The 18,140-nt window shown below is 70.9% G+C and carries 17 protein-coding genes and 1 tRNA gene; 9 read left to right on the top strand and 9 right to left on the bottom strand.

From position 1 onward, the window contains the following. Positions 1 to 293: 293 nt before the first annotated feature. A complete protein-coding gene (locus tag HAV40_RS39090; protein ID WP_166381468.1) occupies positions 294 to 680 on the bottom strand; it encodes a cold-shock protein in 387 nt (128 codons plus the stop codon). A gap of 192 nt (positions 681 to 872) precedes the next feature. Here HAV40_RS39090 and HAV40_RS14475 point away from each other — a divergent pair, with 192 nt between their 5' ends. After that, positions 873 to 3,272 (top strand): helicase-associated domain-containing protein, encoded by a 2,400-nt coding sequence (locus tag HAV40_RS14475; protein WP_166381467.1) that lies wholly within the window; start codon positions 873 to 875, stop codon positions 3,270 to 3,272. Between the two features lie 83 nt (positions 3,273 to 3,355). Then, positions 3,356 to 3,604 (top strand): hypothetical protein, encoded by a 249-nt coding sequence (locus HAV40_RS14470; protein WP_166381466.1) that lies wholly within the window; start codon positions 3,356 to 3,358, stop codon positions 3,602 to 3,604. A gap of 189 nt (positions 3,605 to 3,793) precedes the next feature. Here the strand turns inward: HAV40_RS14470 and HAV40_RS14465 are convergent, their stop codons facing one another. Beyond that, the gene (locus HAV40_RS14465) at positions 3,794 to 4,609 is read right to left on the bottom strand and encodes a L,D-transpeptidase family protein (RefSeq protein WP_239086030.1); all 816 of its coding nucleotides are present in this window, start codon (positions 4,607 to 4,609) and stop codon (positions 3,794 to 3,796) included. A gap of 132 nt (positions 4,610 to 4,741) precedes the next feature. Between HAV40_RS14465 and HAV40_RS14460 the strand changes: the two genes are divergently transcribed. Further along, positions 4,742 to 6,412, top strand: a complete 1,671-nt coding sequence (locus HAV40_RS14460) for a DNA repair helicase XPB (RefSeq protein WP_166381465.1) — start codon at positions 4,742 to 4,744, stop codon at positions 6,410 to 6,412. A gap of 411 nt (positions 6,413 to 6,823) precedes the next feature. Here HAV40_RS14460 and ligD read toward each other — a convergent pair whose 3' ends face one another. Genes ligD through ku form a run of 3 tightly spaced genes read right to left on the bottom strand, consistent with a single transcriptional unit; the run spans position 6,824 to position 9,515 of the window. Next, positions 6,824 to 7,651, bottom strand: coding sequence for a non-homologous end-joining DNA ligase (gene ligD / locus HAV40_RS14455; RefSeq protein WP_166381464.1), 828 nt, complete (start codon positions 7,649 to 7,651; stop codon positions 6,824 to 6,826). Continuing rightward, positions 7,648 to 8,496, bottom strand: coding sequence for an ATP dependent DNA ligase (locus tag HAV40_RS14450; RefSeq protein ID WP_409364946.1), 849 nt, complete (start codon positions 8,494 to 8,496; stop codon positions 7,648 to 7,650). The genes ligD and HAV40_RS14450 overlap by 4 nt, the downstream gene beginning before the upstream one ends. Next, the gene (gene ku, locus HAV40_RS14445) at positions 8,493 to 9,515 is read right to left on the bottom strand and encodes a non-homologous end joining protein Ku (RefSeq protein ID WP_166381463.1); all 1,023 of its coding nucleotides are present in this window, start codon (positions 9,513 to 9,515) and stop codon (positions 8,493 to 8,495) included. Before ku ends, HAV40_RS14450 begins: the two co-directional genes overlap by 4 nt. 64 nt (positions 9,516 to 9,579) lie before the next feature. Here ku and HAV40_RS14440 point away from each other — a divergent pair, with 64 nt between their 5' ends. The 4 genes from HAV40_RS14440 to HAV40_RS14425 all read left to right on the top strand — a co-directional run bounded on the left by HAV40_RS14440 (position 9,580) and on the right by HAV40_RS14425 (position 13,395). Continuing rightward, positions 9,580 to 10,077, top strand: a complete 498-nt coding sequence (locus HAV40_RS14440; protein ID WP_239086031.1) for an NUDIX domain-containing protein — start codon at positions 9,580 to 9,582, stop codon at positions 10,075 to 10,077. Between the two features lie 51 nt (positions 10,078 to 10,128). Next, positions 10,129 to 11,436, top strand: a complete 1,308-nt coding sequence (locus tag HAV40_RS14435; protein ID WP_239086032.1) for an MFS transporter — start codon at positions 10,129 to 10,131, stop codon at positions 11,434 to 11,436. Between the two features lie 105 nt (positions 11,437 to 11,541). Beyond that, complete coding sequence (locus tag HAV40_RS14430; protein ID WP_166381462.1) at positions 11,542 to 12,504, top strand: class I SAM-dependent methyltransferase; 963 nt, start codon at positions 11,542 to 11,544, stop codon at positions 12,502 to 12,504. A 105-nt stretch (positions 12,505 to 12,609) separates the two neighbouring features. Further along, the gene (locus tag HAV40_RS14425) at positions 12,610 to 13,395 is read left to right on the top strand and encodes an ALF repeat-containing protein (protein ID WP_166381461.1); all 786 of its coding nucleotides are present in this window, start codon (positions 12,610 to 12,612) and stop codon (positions 13,393 to 13,395) included. Between the two features lie 67 nt (positions 13,396 to 13,462). Here the strand turns inward: HAV40_RS14425 and HAV40_RS14420 are convergent. Both HAV40_RS14420 and HAV40_RS14415 read right to left on the bottom strand, forming a co-directional pair. Beyond that, positions 13,463 to 13,535, bottom strand: a tRNA-Thr gene (locus tag HAV40_RS14420). A gap of 65 nt (positions 13,536 to 13,600) precedes the next feature. Further along, positions 13,601 to 13,894 carry a DUF2218 domain-containing protein gene (locus HAV40_RS14415; protein ID WP_166381460.1) on the bottom strand — a complete coding sequence of 98 codons (294 nt, stop codon included), beginning with the start codon at positions 13,892 to 13,894 and terminating at the stop codon, positions 13,601 to 13,603. Between the two features lie 133 nt (positions 13,895 to 14,027). Between HAV40_RS14415 and HAV40_RS14410 the strand changes: the two genes are divergently transcribed. Next, the gene (locus HAV40_RS14410; protein WP_239086033.1) at positions 14,028 to 15,794 is read left to right on the top strand and encodes a metallophosphoesterase; all 1,767 of its coding nucleotides are present in this window, start codon (positions 14,028 to 14,030) and stop codon (positions 15,792 to 15,794) included. A gap of 128 nt (positions 15,795 to 15,922) precedes the next feature. Then, positions 15,923 to 16,732 (top strand): CPBP family intramembrane glutamic endopeptidase, encoded by an 810-nt coding sequence (locus HAV40_RS14405; protein ID WP_166381459.1) that lies wholly within the window; start codon positions 15,923 to 15,925, stop codon positions 16,730 to 16,732. Positions 16,733 to 16,821: 89 nt separating this feature from the next. Here the strand turns inward: HAV40_RS14405 and HAV40_RS14400 are convergent, their stop codons facing one another. Beyond that, complete coding sequence (locus HAV40_RS14400) at positions 16,822 to 17,172, bottom strand: hypothetical protein (RefSeq protein ID WP_166381458.1); 351 nt, start codon at positions 17,170 to 17,172, stop codon at positions 16,822 to 16,824. A gap of 67 nt (positions 17,173 to 17,239) precedes the next feature. After that, a complete protein-coding gene (locus HAV40_RS14395) occupies positions 17,240 to 18,085 on the bottom strand; it encodes a hypothetical protein (RefSeq protein ID WP_166381457.1) in 846 nt (281 codons plus the stop codon). Positions 18,086 to 18,140: the final 55 nt, after the last annotated feature.

The raw sequence follows: 18,140 nt of genomic DNA, 5'->3' as shown, positions 1-18,140 counted from the left end.
AAGAAGAGACGACGTCAGCACGGGCGACCACCACCACGGCACCACCACCCCGACCACGGCCGCAACCGCCACGCACGGTTTTCACCCGTGAACGGGCCGCCATTCAGGCGAAGGGACTAACCCACCCCGCCGCCCACCCCACCCCGCCCCACCCCCTGCCGCAACTCTTAAAGACTTGCGGCCTCACGAGCTCGTGAGGCCGCAAGTCTTTAAGAGTTGTCGAGGAGGCCGGCGGCCGTCGGGTGGGGCGGGCCGCCGGAGGCGGGCGGGTGGAGGCGGGGGGCGGGCTGGGGTCAGACCTCCAGGTCGCGGGCGATGGTGTGGAGGGCCTGGGCGAGGGCCTGGGCGGTCTTCTTCTCGGGGAAGCGGCCGCGCTTGAGGTCGGGGAGGATCTTCGACTCCAGGACCTTGATCATGTCTTCGATCAGGGTGTTCAGTTCGTCGGCGGGGCGTCGGCGCAGCTCCTGCAACGACGGCGGCGCGTCGATCAGCTTGACCTGCAGCGCCTGGTCACCCTTACGGCCCGCCGCGACCCCGAACTCGACCTTCTGGCCGGGCTTGAGCTCGCCGGCGCCCTCAGGCAGCGCGGCCTTGTGCACGAAGACATCGCCGCCCTCGTCACGGGTCAGGAAACCGAATCCCTTCTCCGTGTCGTACCACTTCACGCGACCCGTTGGCACTGCTGCACACCTGCTTCTTTCCCCGCGGGCGCCAGGCGCCCGGCACGACTGAGAGACCACGCCGGTGGTGGTCCGCTGACAAGGCTAGCGATCGTGGTGCGGCGGCCCAACTGGAATCCCCGCTTCCGGGCAACCGTCTGCGTCCTTACGACTGCCGCGCGCGGACCGTCGACCGGATAGCGTGGAGGCACGATGAGCACCGAGCTGGCCGACCACCTACGCGCGCTGTCCGACGACGCCCTCGGCGCGCTGCTGCGCCTACGCCCCGACCTGATCACCCCCGTCCCCACCGACCTGGCGGTGCTGGCCGTGCGGGCCCAGACCCGGGTGTCGGTGGCGCGCACGCTCGACACGCTCGACCGGTTCACGCTGGAGGTGCTCGACGCGGCCCGGTTCACCCGGTCCCCATCGGACGGCACCACCTCGGCCGCCGCGATCGTGGCCATGGCCTGCGCGCCGACCGGCGGGCCCGAGCCGGTCCGGGTCACCGAGGCGATCGAGAAGCTGAGAGCAAGACTCCTGCTGTATCCGGCGAGCCCCGCCGACCCGGACACGCTGCGCCTGGTGCCCACCGTCGACGAGGTCTGCTCGCCGTACCTGGCCGGGCTGGGCCGTCCCGCCGCCGAGCTGGACACCGCCGCCGAGCTGGCGGGCGCGGTCGTCGCGCTGGTCACCGATCCGGCACGGTTGCGCCGTACGCTGCTGGCCGCGCCGCCCGCCGCCCGTGCCGTGCTGGACCGGCTGGCCGAGGGCCCGCCGGTGGGCACCACCACCAACCGCACCGAGCCGGTGGCCTGGCTACTCGAACACCACCTGCTGGTGGAGACGACGGAGGGCTCCGTCGAGCTGCCCCGCGAGCTGGGCCTGCTGCTGCGCCGTGACGCCGGTCCGCTGGGGCCGCTGCATCCGCTGCCGCCTGCCGTCAGCGCCGCGCCGCGCGCGGTGACCACTGTGGACCGGGCTGGCGCGGGTCAGGCCATGACCGTGCTCCGGCACGTCGAGGACCTGCTGGAGGCGCTGAGCGAGGAGCCCGCCGCGGTGCTGCGCGCCGGGGGCATCGGGGTGCTGCCGCTGCGCCGTCTCGCCAAGGCTGCCGGGATCGCCGAGCCGCTGGCCGGGCTGCTGCTGGAGACCGCCGCCGCGGCCGGGTTGATCGGTGAACTCGAACTCGGCTCGGAGCTGGCGTTCCTGCCCGCCGCCGGGTACGACCAGTGGCGGGTCGCGCCGCTGCCCCAGCGCTGGACGCTGCTGGCCGGTGCGTGGCTGGCCATGCCGCGTCAGCCGGGCCTGGCCGGGCAGCGCGACCTGAAGGACCGGCCGCTGACGGTGCTGTCGCCGCAACTGGAACGCGCGGGCACGCCCGCGGTGCGCCGCAGCGTGCTGACGGCGCTGGGCGAGTTGCTGCCGGGCACCGGCCCGGACGCCGACGAGCTGCTCGAATGGCTGCGCTGGCAGGCGCCGCGACGGCTGCGGGGCCGGGAGGATCTGCACCGCGAGGCGCTGGCCGAAGCCGCCGACCTGGGCATCACCGCCCTGGGCGCGCTCACCGGATACGGCCGGGCGCTGGTGGAGCAGGCGGTCGCGGCGGCCAGGGACGAGGATCCGCTGGGACGGCGACCGGAGGGCGAGCTGGCCCCGGAGGAGACTCCGGTGGCCGTCGCGCTGGCGAAACTGCTGCCACCGCCGGTGGATCACGTACTGGTTCAGGCCGACCTGACGGTGGTCGTGCCGGGGCCGCCGGAGCCCGCGCTCGCCACCGAACTGGACCTGCTCGCCGAGCACGAGTCCGGGGGCGGGGCCAGCGTCTACCGGGTCACCGCGGCGAGCCTGCGCCGGGCGCTGGACGCCGGGTACGCCGGGCCGGACCTGCACGCGCTGTTCGCCCGCCGGTCCCGGACCGCGGTGCCGCAGGCGCTGACGTACCTGATCGACGACGTGTCGCGTACGCACGGCGGGCTGCGCACCGGGACCGCGACCAGCTACCTGCGCAGCGACGACGAGGGGCTGATCTCGGCGGCACTGGCCGACCGGCGGCTGAGCGGGCTGCAGCTGCGGCGGCTCGCGCCGACGGTGCTGGTGACCCCGTTCAGCTCGGCGCGGCTGCTGACGTCGCTGCGCGACGCCGGATACGCCCCGGTGCCCGAGGACGCGACCGGGGCGGCGGTGCTGACCCCGCCGAAGGTGCGCCGTGCCGCGGCGCGGCCCGCGCTGGAGCCGTCGCCGGACGCCCTGGACGCTCCCGGGCTCACCGCGCCGCGCCTGCTCGGCATCGTGGAGGAGATCCGCCGTGGGGACGCCCGGGCCAGGGCCGCGCGCCGGGCGCCCGCCGAGGTGCGGGCCGCCGCCGGGCAGCCCATGTCCAGCCTGACCGCGGTGCAGGCGCACACGCACGCGCTGGCGGTGCTGCAGCAGGCGGTCCGCGACAAGGCCAAGGTCTGGGTGGGGTACGTGGACGCGCACGGCGCGAACGCCTCGCGGCTGGTCCGGCCGGTGTCCATCGGGGCGGGCTACCTGCGTGCCGAGGACGACCGTACGCAGACCCTGCACACGTTCGCCCTACACCGGATCACCGCGGCGGCCGCTGCCGACTGACCTGATTCCCCCTAATGCCTGGCATTTCAGCCGTAATCCGGCATCGGATGGCACGCTGGAACCGGGCGGGAATGAGGGAGACGATGACGACCGACCAGGAGACGGCGACCGGGCAGATCGAACCGGTGCGCCCCGTGGCGCGCGGGCTCTCGCGCAACTTGGTCATGATCGTCGGCGGCGGGACCGTCGGCGGGCTGGTGGCCTGGTTCTTCTACGCCTGGCTGGGCCTGCGCCGCAACGCGGTCGACGCGGCCGGGGAGTCGATCGGCAGCGGCATCTTCCTGCTGCTGGTGCTCTCGGTGGCCGGGACGACCTACCGCAGTCGCCGCTGAACAGGGAAAGGGTGATGGGCCGTGGCTGCCCCTAACCGCCACGGCCCATCTGACGTTGCGCTCGCCCCCGTTTGGCGCCCCGAACGCGCACGGCAATCGGATTACGCATCCCGCACGGTAAGCGGTTGCGGTCCTTCATCGTTTTAGGCCGAAAGACTGACCGTCCTCGACCGTTCGGTGGAGGAAGGATCAGGTGCCCGGACGGCGCCCGAAAATCTTTACCGCGGTACCGGTTTTGAGCGTGCTCCAGTACTTCTGCGAGTCACCGGGCAGCAGGTTGACGCATCCGTGCGAACCGATGCTGGTGTTGTGGATGTACGTCGTGGTGGTGTGGAAACCCTTTCCCTCCACGATCCGCTGCCACAGGGGCAGCCACACGTCCCAGTCGGTCGACCAGTTCTTCGTCTGCCGGTCGTGAATCGTGTACGAACCGGTCGGCGTGGTGTACCCGGCCATGCCTGTGCGGGTCACCGTCGGCCCGTAGACGACCTTGCCGCCGCTCATGATCCAGGTGGTCTGGTTGGTCAGGTCGATGCAGGCGGTGAGCGCGTTGCCTGCGTTACAGCTGCTCGGCTTCGACTTGAGCAGGCGCTGCGACACACCCCGGGTCAGCGGGCCGGCCTTGCCGTTGACGGGCCGGATGTCGAAGCGCTTCTGGAACTTCTTGATCGCCGCGCAGTCGGCGGCCGACTGCTTGCCGTCCACCGTCACGGTGCCGTATCCGCCGAGCGTGGCCAGGGCCTGCTCGACGACCTTCTGGTACTCCCCCTGCGGGCAGCCGGCCGGTGACGGGCTGCTCGTCGGCTTCTTGGTCGGTGAGGGCACCACGCTGGGCGACGGCGCCACGCTCGGCTCCGGGGCGCTGGACGCGGACGCGGGCGTGCTCTGACCGGCCGGTGCGGGCACGAAGTCGGGCTGCCCCCCGGCGGTCGGGTCCTTCGGGTCACAGGCGGCCGCCAGGGCCAGAGTCGTGACCGCCAGCAGCCCCACGATGAAACGGCGCACCAGGCCTCCCCAGGTTCGATATCGCCGGTGTCGGGACTATAGACGCCTGGGCTGGACGCACGGTTGCAGGCCGTTCGGCCACAGCGTGGGAGACTGGACTGTTGACCCTCAGTTCCCCAGCGCGAGGTGAGCATGACGAACGGCCCGCTGATCGTCCAGTCCGACAAGACCCTGCTGCTCGAAGTCGACCACCCTGACGCGACCGCGTGCCGGATGGCGATCGCGCCCTTCGCCGAGCTGGAGCGCTCACCCGAGCACATGCACACGTACCGGCTGACGCCGCTGGGGCTGTGGAACGCCCGCGCGGCCGGGCACGACGCCGAGAGCGTGGTCGACGCGCTGCTGCGCTTCTCCCGCTACCCGGTGCCGCATTCGCTGCTGGTCGACGTCGCCGAGACGATGGACCGGTACGGCAGGCTGCAGCTGCTCAACGATCCCGCGCACGGGCTGGTGCTGCGCGGCCTGGACCGGGCCGTGCTGGTCGAGGTCGCCAAGTCGAAGAAGGTCGCCGGGATGCTCGGCGCGCAGCTCGACCCCGACACCATCGCCGTACACGGCTCCGAGCGCGGCCACCTCAAGCAGGTCCTGCTCAAGCTCGGCTGGCCCGCCGAGGACCTGGCCGGGTACGTCGACGGCGAGGCGCACCCGATCGCGCTGCGCCAGGACGGCTGGCAGCTGCGCTCCTACCAGCGCGAGGCGATGGAGCACTTCCAGGCGGGCGGCTCGGGCGTGGTCGTGCTGCCCTGCGGCGCGGGCAAGACCCTGGTCGGCGCGGCCGCGATGGCCGACGTGAGCGCGACCACGCTGATCCTGGTCACCAACACGGTCGCCGGGCGGCAGTGGCGGCGTGAGCTGCTGGCCCGCACCACCCTGACCGAGGACGAGATCGGCGAGTACTCCGGCGAGCGCAAGGAGATCCGCCCGGTCACCATCGCGACGTACCAGGTGCTCACGACCCGGCGCAACGGCACGTTCCCGCACCTGAACGTCTTCGACGCGCGCGACTGGGGCCTGATCGTCTACGACGAGGTGCACCTGCTGCCCGCGCCGATGTTCCGGTTCACCGCCGACCTGCAGGCCCGGCGGCGGCTCGGCCTGACCGCCACCCTGGTCCGCGAGGACGGCAAGGAGGGCGACGTGTTCAGCCTGATCGGCCCCAAGCGGTACGACGCGCCGTGGAAGGACATCGAGTCCCAGGGCTGGATCGCCCCCGCCGACTGCACCGAGGTCCGGGTCACCCTGTCCGACGCGGAGCGGCTGTCGTACGCCGCGATCGAGCGGGAGGAGAAGTACAAGTACGCGGCCACCGTGAAGGCGAAGCTCCCGGTGATCGAGGCGCTGATCGAGCGGCACTCCGACGAGCAGGTGCTGGTCATCGGGGCCTACCTGGAGCAACTGCACGAGATCGGCCGCTACCTGGAGGAGAAGGGCGTGGCCGCGCCGATCGTGCACGGCGGCACCACCAACAAGGAGCGCGAGCGGCTGTTCGACGCGTTCCGCGACGGCTCGGTGCGCACCCTGATCCTGTCCAAGGTCGGCAACTTCTCCATCGACCTGCCCGAGGCCGCGGTGGCGGTGCAGGTGTCGGGCACGTTCGGCTCGCGCCAGGAGGAGGCCCAGCGCCTGGGCCGGGTGCTGCGGCCCAAGGGCGACGGCCGCCAGGCGCACTTCTACACCGTCGTCTCCCGCGACACCATCGACACCGAGTACGCCGCCCACCGCCAGCGCTTCCTGGCCGAGCAGGGTTACGCGTACACCATCGTCGACGCCGACGACGTGCTCAGCGGCCCCGCAGGCGCCTGAGCACCCGCGCCACCTCCGGAAAGTCGGCCTCGACCGCTGGTAGGCCGCGCACCGCCACCCGGTGCTCCTCGCCCTCCGCCAGTCCCGGGATGGTGAGGAGCACCGGTGCCGGAAGCTCAGTGCCGGTCGAGTCGCGCCTGGTCGTCAGTCATGCCCCATGGTCGCGCGCCCTCCGATGTCACGACAGCCCCTGTGGACAACCGGCTGGAGCCTGTGGATATCCCGACCGCAGGCACACATGCCGCCAGCCGCTGCTCGTTTCGGGACGCTTCAGCGTCCCGAAGCGAGCACTCGCCAACGCGATATACCTGCCGGACGCCCGCTCGGGTCACGATCAAACTTCCGCCACTGATTCGCCCCGGCCGCGAGCGGCCGATCCGGTCCAGCCACACTGCGGGCGAGAGGTGCGGTTCAGGGCGCGGTCAGCAGACCGGCGTGGAGGTCGCCGTGGTGGGCGACGCGGTCGAGGACCTCGGCGGGGCCGAAGGAGGCCGCGGTGAAGTCGCCGTGGGTGACCTCGTCCCAGGTCAGCGGCGTGGAGACGGTCGGCGTGGGGCCGGCGCGCAGGGAGTACACGCATACCGTCGTCTTGGCCTGGTTGTTCTGGCTCCAGTCGATGAAGACCTTGCCGGGGCGCAGCTCCTTGGCCATCTGGTCGGTGACCATGTCCTTGGCGGCCGCGGCGAACTCGGCCGCGATGTCGCGGGCGTAGGTCATGACCTCGTCGAAGGTGCCCTCGAAGACGCTGCTGACCTGCATGCCCTTGCGGCCGGAGGTCTTCGGGAAGGCGTCGCGGCCGTCGGCGGCCAGGCGGTCGCGCAGGGCCAGCGCGACGGCACGGCACTCGTCGAGGCCCGCGGGCGGGCCGGGGTCCAGGTCGAACACGACGCGGTCGGGACCGGGTGCGCCGACCTTCCACTGGTGGGTGTGCAGCTCCAGGGCCGCGAGGTTGGCCAGCCAGACCAGGGTGGCCGCCTCCTGGCAGATGATCAGGCCGTCGGGGGAGACGGGCACCCAGGCGGGCTTCCTGGGCGGGGCGTTCTTCTCGAAGAAGCCGGGGCGGTCCGCGCCGTCGGGGAAGCGGATGCGGGTCAGCGCACGGTCGGCCAGGTGCGGCAGGATCACCGGCGCGATCCGGTGGTAGTAGTCGATCACCTCGGCCTTGGTGGTGCCGTCGGGATAGAGCGGCTTGTCCAGGTTGGACAGGGCCAGCTCGCGGGAGTCGACGCTGACCTTCATCCGCAGTCCTCGCCCAGGCAGTCGCCGGGCAGCTTGTCGGGGCGCAGCCGCAGGAAGATCGGGAAGCGCAGGCGGCCGTCGGGGGTGATCTCGCTGTAGCGGACCTCGGCGACCAGCAGCGGCTCGACCCAGTTCGCCGGTTCGGTGTGGCCGGTGAACGGCGAGGCCGGCCGGACCAGTTCCCGGAGCACGGGCAGCAGCGCCCGTTCGGTGCGTACGGTCAGGCCGCCGCCGACCCGGCCCCGGTAGCGCAGCGTGCCGTCCGGCAGCGGCGTGCCGACGAGCAGCGCACCCAGCGGGCGGGCTCCGGCGCGCCACCCGCCGATCACGAAGTCGCCGGTGTGGACGAACTTCCACTTGATCCAGTCGGGTGAGCGCACTCCGGGCTGGTAGCGCGAGGCTCGGCGTTTGGCCATGACCCCTTCCAGGCCCAGTTCGCGGGCGGCCGCCACGGTGGCCGGTCCGTCGTCGAAGCTGGGTGACACGGTCACGGCGGCGGGCAGGATCAGCCTGTCCAGGATCTCGCGGCGCTGGTCGTAGGTCAGTTCCGGGCGGATCACGTCGAAGGCGACGTACACGGGCGGGGTGCCCTGTTGCATGGCGTGGAAGCTGGGCAGGCCGGTGGCGTCCAGGGCGACCAGTTCGCCGTCGAGCACCTCGGGCAGCCGTGGGAGCGGCGGGCCGGACAGCTGTCGCCCGGACCGGCCGCGGAAGCGCCCGTCGGCGTAGACGGCCCGGAAGCCGTCCCACTTCACCTCGTACGCCCACTGTGGGCCGGTCGGCAGCGGGCCGGCCGTCGCCAGCATCGGCGCGAGGGCGGACCGGCCGGGCGCGACGCGGATCAAGCTGCCTTGGCCTTCTTCGCCGGAGCCTTCTTCGCGGCCGCCTTCTTCGCGGTGGACTTCTTCGCCCCGTCCTCGGTCCCGGCCTTCGCGGATCCGGCGCGGGCTGCGGCGGTCTTCGCGGGCTCGGCCTTGCGGGCCGTCGCCTTCTTCGGCGCGGCCTGCTCCGGCTCTGCCCTGGCGGCCTTCTTGATCGGGTGGACGGTGGCGTGACCGGTGCCCTCGGGCTCGGCCGCGCCGCCACGGGCCGCACGGGCTCTTTCCACCGACTGGCGCAGCGCCGCCATCAGGTCGATCGTCGGCGCGATGGGCTCCTCGGTGGTCGGCTGCACCACCGTGTCCTTCTTGCCGATCTTGACGTCGATGACCTGCTGCAGCGCCTCCCGGTAGGAGTCGGTGAACTCCTCGGGGCGGAAGTCGCCCGACATCGAGTCGACCAGCGAGGCGGCCATCTTGACCTCCTGCGGGCGCAGCTTCACGTCGTCGTCGAGGAAGTCGAACGCCGCCTCGCGCACCTCGTCCGGCCACAGCATCGTGTTGAGCACGAGCACGCCCTCGTGCACCCGTACCGTCGCCAGGGTCTCCCGCTGGCGCAGCGCCACCTTCACCACCGCGACCCGGTCCACGTTCTCCAGCGCCTCGCGCAGCAGCAGGTACGGCTTCACGCCGGCCGCGCCGTCGGGCTCCAGGAAGTAGGCCTTGTCGTACAGGATCGGGTCGATCTGCTCGTTGGGCACGAACTCCAGCACCTCGATGGCGCGGGAGCTGGTCAGCGGCAGGTTCTTGAAATCGTCGTCGGTGAGCACCACGATCTCACCGCCGCCCACGTCGTACCCCTTGGCGATCTGGTCATAGCTGACCTGCTCGCCGTCGATCGCGCAGACGCGCTGGTACTTGATCCGTCCCCCGTCGGCGCGGTGCACCTGGTGGAATCGGATGTCCTTCTCCTCCGTTGCGGAGTAGAGCTTCACCGAGATGGAGACCAGGCCGAACGAGACGGCGCCCTTCCAGATCGCCCTCATATGGGCAGTATGCCCGTATGAGGGCGTGTACCGCGGGAAGTCCGTGGGATCTAGGCTGGCGGCCATGGGTGCTGAGGACGGCTGGGTGAACTCGTACCACGGCAGGATGCGCGCGGCCATGGGCGACGCGACGCTCTTCTTCCTGGGTGCGCGCGGCGTCATCCGGGACGAGCAGGGCCGGGTCCTGCTGATCAAGCGCACCGACAACGGGTACTGGGCGTTCCCGGCGGGGGCCATGGAGCTCGGCGAGTCGATGCGCGACTGCGCGATCCGGGAGACGTTCGAAGAGACGGGACTGAAGGCCGGGAGCGCGACGCTGTTCGCCTTCCTGTCCGGGCCGCAGTACACCTTCACGAACATCTTCGGCGACACGTACCAGCACATCTCCGGGTCGTACCTGCTGACCGAGGTGTCCGGCGAGCTGACCCCCGACCCGGACGAGGCCGCCGACGCGGGCTGGTTCGCCCTCGACGACCTGCCCGAGCCCACCTCGGGCGCGGTGCGCTGGACGCTGGACCATCTGGCCCGCTTCGAGGAGACCGGCCAGATCTACTCCGACTGAGCCCGATAACGGCTTGCCGCGACCGCGTTCCACCAGGCAGTATCGGCGCACGTGACGAGCAAGAGGCGCTTCGCGCTGGACATCTCACCGCTGCGACGGCGCGACTTCCGGCTGGTGTACACCGCGGCCGGGGTCAGCAGTTTCGGGTCGATGATCACGTACGTGACCATCCCGTTCCAGCTCAAGCAGATGACCGGCGACCCGCTCATCGTCGGCCTGCTGGGCGTGGTGGAACTGGTCCCGCTGCTGTTCATGGCGTTCGTGGGCGGCGCGCTGGCCGACTACATGGACCGGCGCAAGCTCGTCTTCTGGGCCGAGGCCACCCTGGCCGTGCTGACCGGCCTGCTCCTGCTCAACGCGCTCGTCGGCAGCCCTCAGGTCTGGGTGCTGTTCGTGATCGCGGGGCTGTCCGCCGCGGTCGACGGCATCCACCGCCCGGCCATGGACGCGATGATGCCCCGGCTGGCCCCGCCGGAGGAGATGGCCGCGGTCGGCTCCCTGAACTCGCTGCGCTGGCAGGTGGCGCAGATCGCCGGGCCGACCCTGGCCGGTCTCATGATCGCCAACATCGACGTGGCGTGGGTGTTCGGGTTCGACCTGGCCACGTACGCCGTCGCGCTGGTCTGCTTCGGGCTGGTGCGCGCGGTCGCCCCACCGGAGGCCGCCGAGCGGCCGTCGCTGCGCTCGGTCGTCGAGGGCATCCGGTACGCCCGCAGCCGCCCCGAGCTGATCGGCACGTATCTGGTCGACATCAACGCGATGTTCTTCGCCTTCCCGGTGGCCCTCTACCCGTGGGTGGCCGACAAGTACGGCGGCGCGTCGGTGCTCGGCCTCTTCTACGCGGCGCTGGCCACCGGCTCACTGCTGGTCACGGTCACCTCCGGCTGGACGGCCAGGGTGCACCGGCACGGTCTGGCGGTGCTGGTCGCCGCAGGTGCCTGGGGCCTGGGCATCGTGCTGTTCGGGATGGCCGGATCACTGTGGCTGGCGCTGGTCGGCCTGGCCGTCGCGGGCGCGTCAGACATGATCTCCGGCCTGTTCCGGGGCATCATCTGGAACCAGACGATCCCGGACCACCTCCGGGGGCGGCTGGCCGGGATCGAGATGCTGTCCTACCTGACCGGACCGATGCTGGGCCAGACCCGCGCCGGGCTGAGCGCCCGCTGGTGGGGCTACAGCGGCGCGGTCGTCTGGGGCGGGGTGCTCTGCGTCGCAGGCACCGGAGCGCTGGCCGCCGCGCTGCCCGCGTTCCTTCGCTACGACGGCCGCGACGGCCTGGCCCGTAAACAGGCGGAGGAGGCGGCCCGCGCCGCGGAGATCGCCGCGCTCCGTCCCGCCGGGGACAAGACCCTCGCGTGAACGATTCGTACGCCAGAAGGTTTCTGCCCGTTCGGTCATTTTGTCCGTGATAGTGGATTAGCCTCCTTAATGGGGCAATTCGCTAGGCGGAACGGAGCGGTCGCCATGCAGACCACGGCTATCGACGTCATCGACTACGACGCAAACGGCTACGACTACCGCGATTACTGGTCGGGCCGGGACTACGAACTCTGGGCCGAGCAGCGGGTGCTGCGGCGACTGGTCCCGAAGCTGGGCCGGGCCCACTGGTTCGCCGACTTCGGCGGCGCGTTCGGCCGCAACGCGGGCCACTACCTGCCCCGCGCCGAACACTCCGTCATCGTGGACTTCTCCGCGACCAACCTGCGCAACGCGGGCGAGCGCCATTCCGCCGAGGTGTCCACCGGGCGGCTGCACCTGGTCCGCGCCGACCTGTACCGCATCCCGTTCCGGGACTTCGCCTTCGACGCGGGCATGGTGGTCCGGGTGCTGCACCACCTGTCCGAGGTCGACCGCGGCCTGACCGAGATGAGCCGCTGCGTCGGCGACCGCTGGCTGGTCGACGTGCCGATCAAGCACCACGTGCTGAGCCTGGCCCGGGGCCTGCGCTGCGGGCAGCTCCGCGCGGTCCGCAGTCCCGCCCCCGTGGCCAAGGGCGTCGAGGAGCAGTTCTGGAACTTCCAGCTCGGCGCGGTCCGCGAACGGCTCGGCGACCTCGGCTGGCGCACCTCGCTCGGCGCGAGCGTGAACAACTTCCGGCAGTGGGAGAAGGTCGCCCCACGCGCGAACCGGCTGGCCCGGCCCCTCGTACACGGCATGGAGGTGGTCGCGCAGACCTGCGGCAGGGGCTGGTGGGGTCCGAGCCAGTTCGTCGTCGCCCGGCGCCACGATCCGGCCCGGCCCGCGTACGACCGACCCGGAGGGCACACCATCGACCTGCCGCCGGAGCTGGCGGGCCTGGCCCGGCGCATGGTCTGCCCGGTCTGCGTGACCCGGCTGAGCTGGACGCCCGAGACCGCGACCTGCACCCGCTGCGAGCACACCTACCACCGCCGCGGGGCGTACTGGGACTTCCTCCCGCCGCAGTGAGCCGACGGGCCCGCGTGGTTCCAGCCCATCGGCAACCCCATTGCCCAATGAGGACCACGTGCCATACCGTGACCCCCTTTGGTGATCACGGGGAGGCAACAGAAGATGCGTTGGAAGATTCTGGCCGGCGCGGCCATCGCCCTGGCATGGCTGGCACCGGCGGCACCGGCGGCAGCCGCCGAGCCCGCGCAGATCGGGCTGAGCCAGGCCTGCGGGCTCGGCCAGCCGGTGACCTACCCGGATCTGGGACCGCTGCTCGACCGGGATGTCGACGCCATGACCGACATCGAGGCGCGCATCGCGGTCAACCAGGTCCTGGCGGCGAGCAAGGGCGTCTACAACCGCACGGCCGAGGTGGCGCAGGAGGCGCTGGACGGCAAGACGGACCTGCGCACCTTCCTGAAGTCCGGGGCGCGGTCGGTCTGGTACACCGACGTGCGGCTCCGGACGTCTCAGACCATGGCCGCAGGCGGCGTCCACGTGAAGGAGGCCGCGAGCACGGCGCTCGACGACGGCTCCGTCGGCGCGCTGCTCGGCTTCCTCAACGAGGGCCAGCACACCGCACGTACGCAGGACTACCGTGACCTGGCCACCACTGCCAAGGAGACCGGCGGTCCCGCAGTGGTCGAGGCCGCGACGGCGGCGCTGAACGGCACCTTCGAGGACCTGCGGGTCTTCCTGTGCAGCGGCTGGCAGGCGGCCCACGACAAGGACCAGGCGGCGGGCACCCCGTCGGCGACGCCCACGGCGGCTCCCACGCTGTCGGCGACGCCGTCCCCGGGCACGCTGCCGATCACCGGCCCGAACACCATGTCGCTGCTGATCGTGGGCGCGTCACTGATCACCGTCGGCGCGGCCGGAATCATGATCGCCCGCCGCGTCCGGGCGTAGCCCACGGGACGATACCCCTGGTACGACAAACCGCCCCCCACAGACGTGGGGGGCGGTTTCGTTGCAGAGCCGCCTAACGGAATCGAACCGTTGACCTTGTTATTACGAGTAACACGCTCTACCGACTGAGCTAAGGCGGCAACGTCGCATCACTATACGCGATCAGTGGCGTCGGAGGCCAACGGGTAGGCGGCGGGTCACATTTTCACGCGGAGACGGGCGTGAACTGCCCGAACTTGAGCCCGTCCTTCTCCCCGAACCGCTCGGCGTGACTCACGATCACGCGCTCGACGGTCGCGGCCCGCTCGGCGTCCTCGGCCTCGATCCGGACCACGAGGGCGTCGGCGGTCGCGGTCAGCTCGGCCCGGCCGGCCTCGAAGCGGGCGCTGCCGTGCTCCTCGCCCAACTCCACCTCGATCTTGTGGCTGAAGTGGGTCAGCGTCTGCTTGAGGTAACGGGCGGCACGGGTGGTGGGGGCGTTCCCCTCAACGATCATCATAGACTTAGGTTAACCTAACTTTTGCTGGTCGCCCACACGACCGAACCCACAGGTGTCCGGTTGGCGGCAGCCGGTGCGGATTGCCCGATCGGGCCGGTGCGACCTGTTCCACTGCGGACTAGGCTGCGCTGCTGTGACCGTGATCCCTCCGCGCAGTCCCTCAGACCCGACGCCGGTGTCTGGCCGGGCGCCTCGTCCGAGCAAACTCGAACCCGCGCAGCTCGGGTTCACCCCCCAACCTCCGGTGGCCTGGCTGAGCCCCTTGCAGCTCGCCGCCACGGGCGTACGCGTCGCGTTCGCCGCACAGTTCGGCGCCTATCTGGACAAGCGCGAACTGCAGAACGCCTTCCCCACCAAGGTCCACGACGAGCACGTCAACGACGAGGAGCTGTGGCTCGACTACGTCGCCGACCTCGGCGACGGGTTCAACGCCACCTACTCGGTCGCCTACCTGCTGGCACAGGACGAGGTCGAGGCGAGCGGCGAGCACCTGCCCCGCGGCCGGGTGCTGGTGCTCGGCGGCGACTCGGTGTACCCGACGGCCAGCGGCAAGGCGTACGAGGACCGGTTCGAAGGCCCGTTCCGCGCGGCGATGCCGCAGGTCCCGGCCGAGAACGGCCCCACGCTGTACGCGCTGCCCGGCAACCACGACTGGTACGACGGCCTGACCGCGTTCCTGCGCCTGTTCGCCCGGCGCGACGGCTCGCGCATCGGCGGCTGGCGCACCAAGCAGACGCGCTCGTACTTCGCGCTGCAACTGCCCCACCGCTGGTGGCTGCTGGCGCTGGACGCCCAGGGCGCGGCCTACATGGACGACCCGCAGCTGGAGTACTTCAAGGGCGTCGCCGCCAACATCGAGGAGGGCGACCGGATCATCCTGGTCACCCCGCAGCCCGCCTGGGTCCAGTCCGAGGAGCACCCGCTCTACTACGACACCATCGACTACTTCCTGCGTACGGTCATCGACCCGACCGGTGCCAGCGTCGCGCTGATGGTCAGCGGCGACCTGCACCACTACGCGCGCTACGCGCAGACCGACAGCGGCCAGCAGCTCATCACCTGCGGTGGCGGCGGGGCCTACATGGCGGCCACCAACCACCTGCCCGAGGCCATCACCGTGCCGCCCAAGCACTCGCAGATGCGGCGGCAGAGCACGGGCATGCCGTACAAGCTGCAGAAGACGTACCCGACGAAGCTGCGCTCGCGCTGGCTGGGCGGCGGCGTCTTCGCCCGCCTGCCGTGGCGCAACCCCGGCTTCGCCACGATGCTCGGCATCATGCACACGCTGCTGATGCTGTCGCTGAACAACGCGGCGGGCCGCATCCTCACCGTGCCGATCTTCATGATGACCGCGCTGGTGATGTTCGCGTGCGTGTTCTTCTCCGTCGGCCTCACCGAGGCGGCCGCCAAGATAACCCCGGTGGTGCTGGGCGCCCTGCATGGTTGCGCCCACATCGCGCTGGGCGTGGTCGGGCTGACCCTGTGGCGGCTGCTGCCCTTCGACGAATACCGGCCCGCGGTGCAGGCCGGGCTGGCAGTGGTGATCTACCTGACCCCGGCGGGCGTCGCGGCGGCGCTGCTGGTCTCGCTGTACCTGCTGATCGCGGCCACGTTCAAGGTCAACGTCAACGAGTTGTACGCCGGGCAGGGCATCGAGGACTTCAAGAGCTTCCTGCGTATGCGCTTCGCCCCCGACGGCACGCTGAGCATCTACGTCGTCGGCGTCGACAAGATCTCGAAGAAGTGGATCCCGCAGCCCGCAGGCTCCTGGTTCCGCCCCTCCACGGCACTCAAGCCGCGCCTGGTCGACGAAGTCATCACGCTCGGCCCGGCCAAGCAGCACGCGGCCCCGCCCGCCGTGCTGCCCTCCGACGCGCCAGACCCGAGCCACACGGCATAGCGGTCCCCACCCGAACCACGGCTCCCGTCCCCTGACGCCCCTGGCGCGGGGCTCGGGAGCCGTTCGCGTTCGTGCCGTGTCAGAGCCGTGTCAGGGCGGTGGCAGGACGCGACGCGATTCTCGACGGCATGGAGAACACGCTGACCCGCCCGGCCACGTCGACCGTACGCCCGAACCGCCTCGTCGAACTGCTGCTAGCGGACCGTCACCCGCTCACGCTGTCGATCGCGCTGCACCTCGTGCCCGGCGCACTCGTCGTCGCGGCCTACCTGTTCCTCGCCGAGCCGTTCGTCAAGGCGATCGACTACCCGGTCTTCCTCGCCTGGGCCATCGCCCTGGTGATCGTGCTGGTGCCGCTCATGTTCGGACTGCTGTGGCTGGGGCGTGTGCGCACCGGCCGCTACACGCTGCGCACCGTGGCGCACTACCGGGATCGGCCCATCAGCCGCGGGAAGATCATCGCGCTGATCGCGGTCCTCATCGTATGGATGACGGTGGTCTCGCTCGCGCTCGTCCCCCTGGACGACTTCATGTTCGGCAACTTCTTCACCTGGGTCCCGTTCGAGGGCGCGGGCGGCAGCGCCACCACCTACATCGACGGGTACGCCCACTCGCAGCTCGTCGTGACGATGCTCATCTGCCTGCCGCTGACCGGTTTCACGCTGCCCCTGATCGAGGAGTACTACTTCCGCGGGTTCCTGCTGCCCCGCATCGCCCACCTGCGCTGGGGCGCGCCCGTACTCAACACGGTCCTGTTCTCGGTCTACCACTTCTGGGCGCCGTGGACCGTCCTGTCGAAGATCGTCTTCCTGTTCCCTGCGGTCTGGCTGGTCTGGCGCAAGCACGACATCCGGATCTCGATCGGCATGCACCCCGGCACGTGCCTGCTGATGGCCACGATCGGCACCATCGCGATCATCCTGGGCGTCACGCCGTAGCGCCCGACCGGCTCAGACGGCATGGCAGCACCTGCGGCTCCCGCATACCGCCCCCGGGCGGACCGTGCGGGAGCCGCCATGCGAACCGGTCAGGCCAGGGTGGCGACGATGTGGTCGAAGATGTCGGCGTCGGTCTCCTGCTGCCAGCCCGGCAACTGCTCCCAGTCGGCGACGTACGCGGGCTTGGGGTCGGGGATGTGCCGGTAGATCTGGGCGATCCAGCACAGTGCCACGAAGCGGCCCCGCTGCTCGCGCGAGAGCTTGTCGGTGCCGCCCTGCCGGATCAGGAGCGCCACCTGCTCGTAGACGGCACCGGCGCTGGCCCGTTCCCAGGCGGGAGTGTCAGCCCAGGGCACGATGTACGACGGCTTGGGCTCACCGGGGAAGTGCCTGCGCACCCCAGCGATCCACGCCTCGCGGAAGATCTCCCCACCGGTCACTGCGCCCCCAGCATCTCGGCCTGAACGTTCAACAACTTTCGCGACAGTAGCCCCGAGCCGCGCCAGATCACCAGCTCTCCTCGCCGAACACGCACAGGGCCACCGTGGCGTCGTCGTGGCTCTTGAACCGGGGCCGCGCGCGGCCGTCGGCGTCGGCGGTCTCGGCGATCCGGACCTGCCGGATCAGTTCGTGTGGCCCGTTTTCGGTGATGAGGTCCAGCATCGCCGTCCAGTCGTAGAGGCCGAACGTGTCCACCGCGCAGGAGGCGCCATCGGTGAGCAGCGCGGCGCGCCGAACAGCGCCCTCCCCCAGCAGCGGGAACCTGCCGGCGAGAGCGTGGGCGGCCGCTTCGGGATCGGCGGCCGCGATCCAGTAGCCCTCGGGCGTGTTGGTGAGTTCTCGTTTGCGGGTATTGGCGGCGATCCGGCGCGCCTGGTGGACCTCGGAGCCGATGGGCACGTCTCCGAGCAGATAGTCGTCGCGTATTCGCTGCATGGAGCGGGCGAACCGGTCGTCGACGAGCAGGACCGGCTCCGCCCCCGTGTCGACGACCAGCGAGCTGTCGCACAGGATCAGGTATTCCAGTTCGGAGCCCGCATCCCTGATGAGGCAGACCGTCGCTGCGGCGGTGCTGGGGTTGGCGAGATCGCACCCGGGATGATCGCGCGTCACCCGTTCGATGGCGCTGCCCAGGATCCCCGCCAGCGACGCGTCCGGAGCGTCGTCGAGCGCGCCCGCCAGGTGCGTCACGAGCCTTCGGGAGTACCAGGCGGCACCGTGCGCGCATCCGGTGTCGAAGCCCTCGGGGACGGTCACGCCGTCGAGGACTCCCACCACGGATCGGTGATGGAAGACCTGGTCTTCGTTGACACGACCCGGCGCGGCCTCGCTCGCGGTGACGACACGCATCATCGTCGAACCTTCCCACCCCGCACCCGATGAGCCAACAGTCGCAGTTCTCGGAGCC

Origin of the sequence: Catellatospora methionotrophica, from assembly GCF_011297335.1 — a bacterium.
GTDB classification, from domain to species: Bacteria; Actinomycetota; Actinomycetes; order Mycobacteriales; family Micromonosporaceae; genus Catellatospora; species Catellatospora methionotrophica.
The sequence above is the reverse complement of the archived record's forward strand: the minus strand, read 5'-3'. Positions and strand labels throughout refer to the sequence as shown.

Coding starts and splice junctions, on each gene's coding strand:
- HAV40_RS14430 (WP_166381462.1), top strand. CDS start 11,542: ATGCAGACCACGGCTATCGACGTCATCGACTACGACGCAAACGGCTAC.
- HAV40_RS14475 (WP_166381467.1), top strand. CDS start 873: ATGAGCACCGAGCTGGCCGACCACCTACGCGCGCTGTCCGACGACGCC.
- HAV40_RS14395 (WP_166381457.1), bottom strand. CDS start 18,085: ATGATGCGTGTCGTCACCGCGAGCGAGGCCGCGCCGGGTCGTGTCAAC.
- ku (WP_166381463.1), bottom strand. CDS start 9,515: ATGAGGGCGATCTGGAAGGGCGCCGTCTCGTTCGGCCTGGTCTCCATC.
- HAV40_RS14415 (WP_166381460.1), bottom strand. CDS start 13,894: ATGATGATCGTTGAGGGGAACGCCCCCACCACCCGTGCCGCCCGTTAC.
- HAV40_RS14440 (WP_239086031.1), top strand. CDS start 9,580: ATGGGTGCTGAGGACGGCTGGGTGAACTCGTACCACGGCAGGATGCGC.
- HAV40_RS14425 (WP_166381461.1), top strand. CDS start 12,610: ATGCGTTGGAAGATTCTGGCCGGCGCGGCCATCGCCCTGGCATGGCTG.
- HAV40_RS14460 (WP_166381465.1), top strand. CDS start 4,742: ATGACGAACGGCCCGCTGATCGTCCAGTCCGACAAGACCCTGCTGCTC.
- ligD (WP_166381464.1), bottom strand. CDS start 7,651: ATGAAGGTCAGCGTCGACTCCCGCGAGCTGGCCCTGTCCAACCTGGAC.
- HAV40_RS14405 (WP_166381459.1), top strand. CDS start 15,923: ATGGAGAACACGCTGACCCGCCCGGCCACGTCGACCGTACGCCCGAAC.
- HAV40_RS14470 (WP_166381466.1), top strand. CDS start 3,356: ATGACGACCGACCAGGAGACGGCGACCGGGCAGATCGAACCGGTGCGC.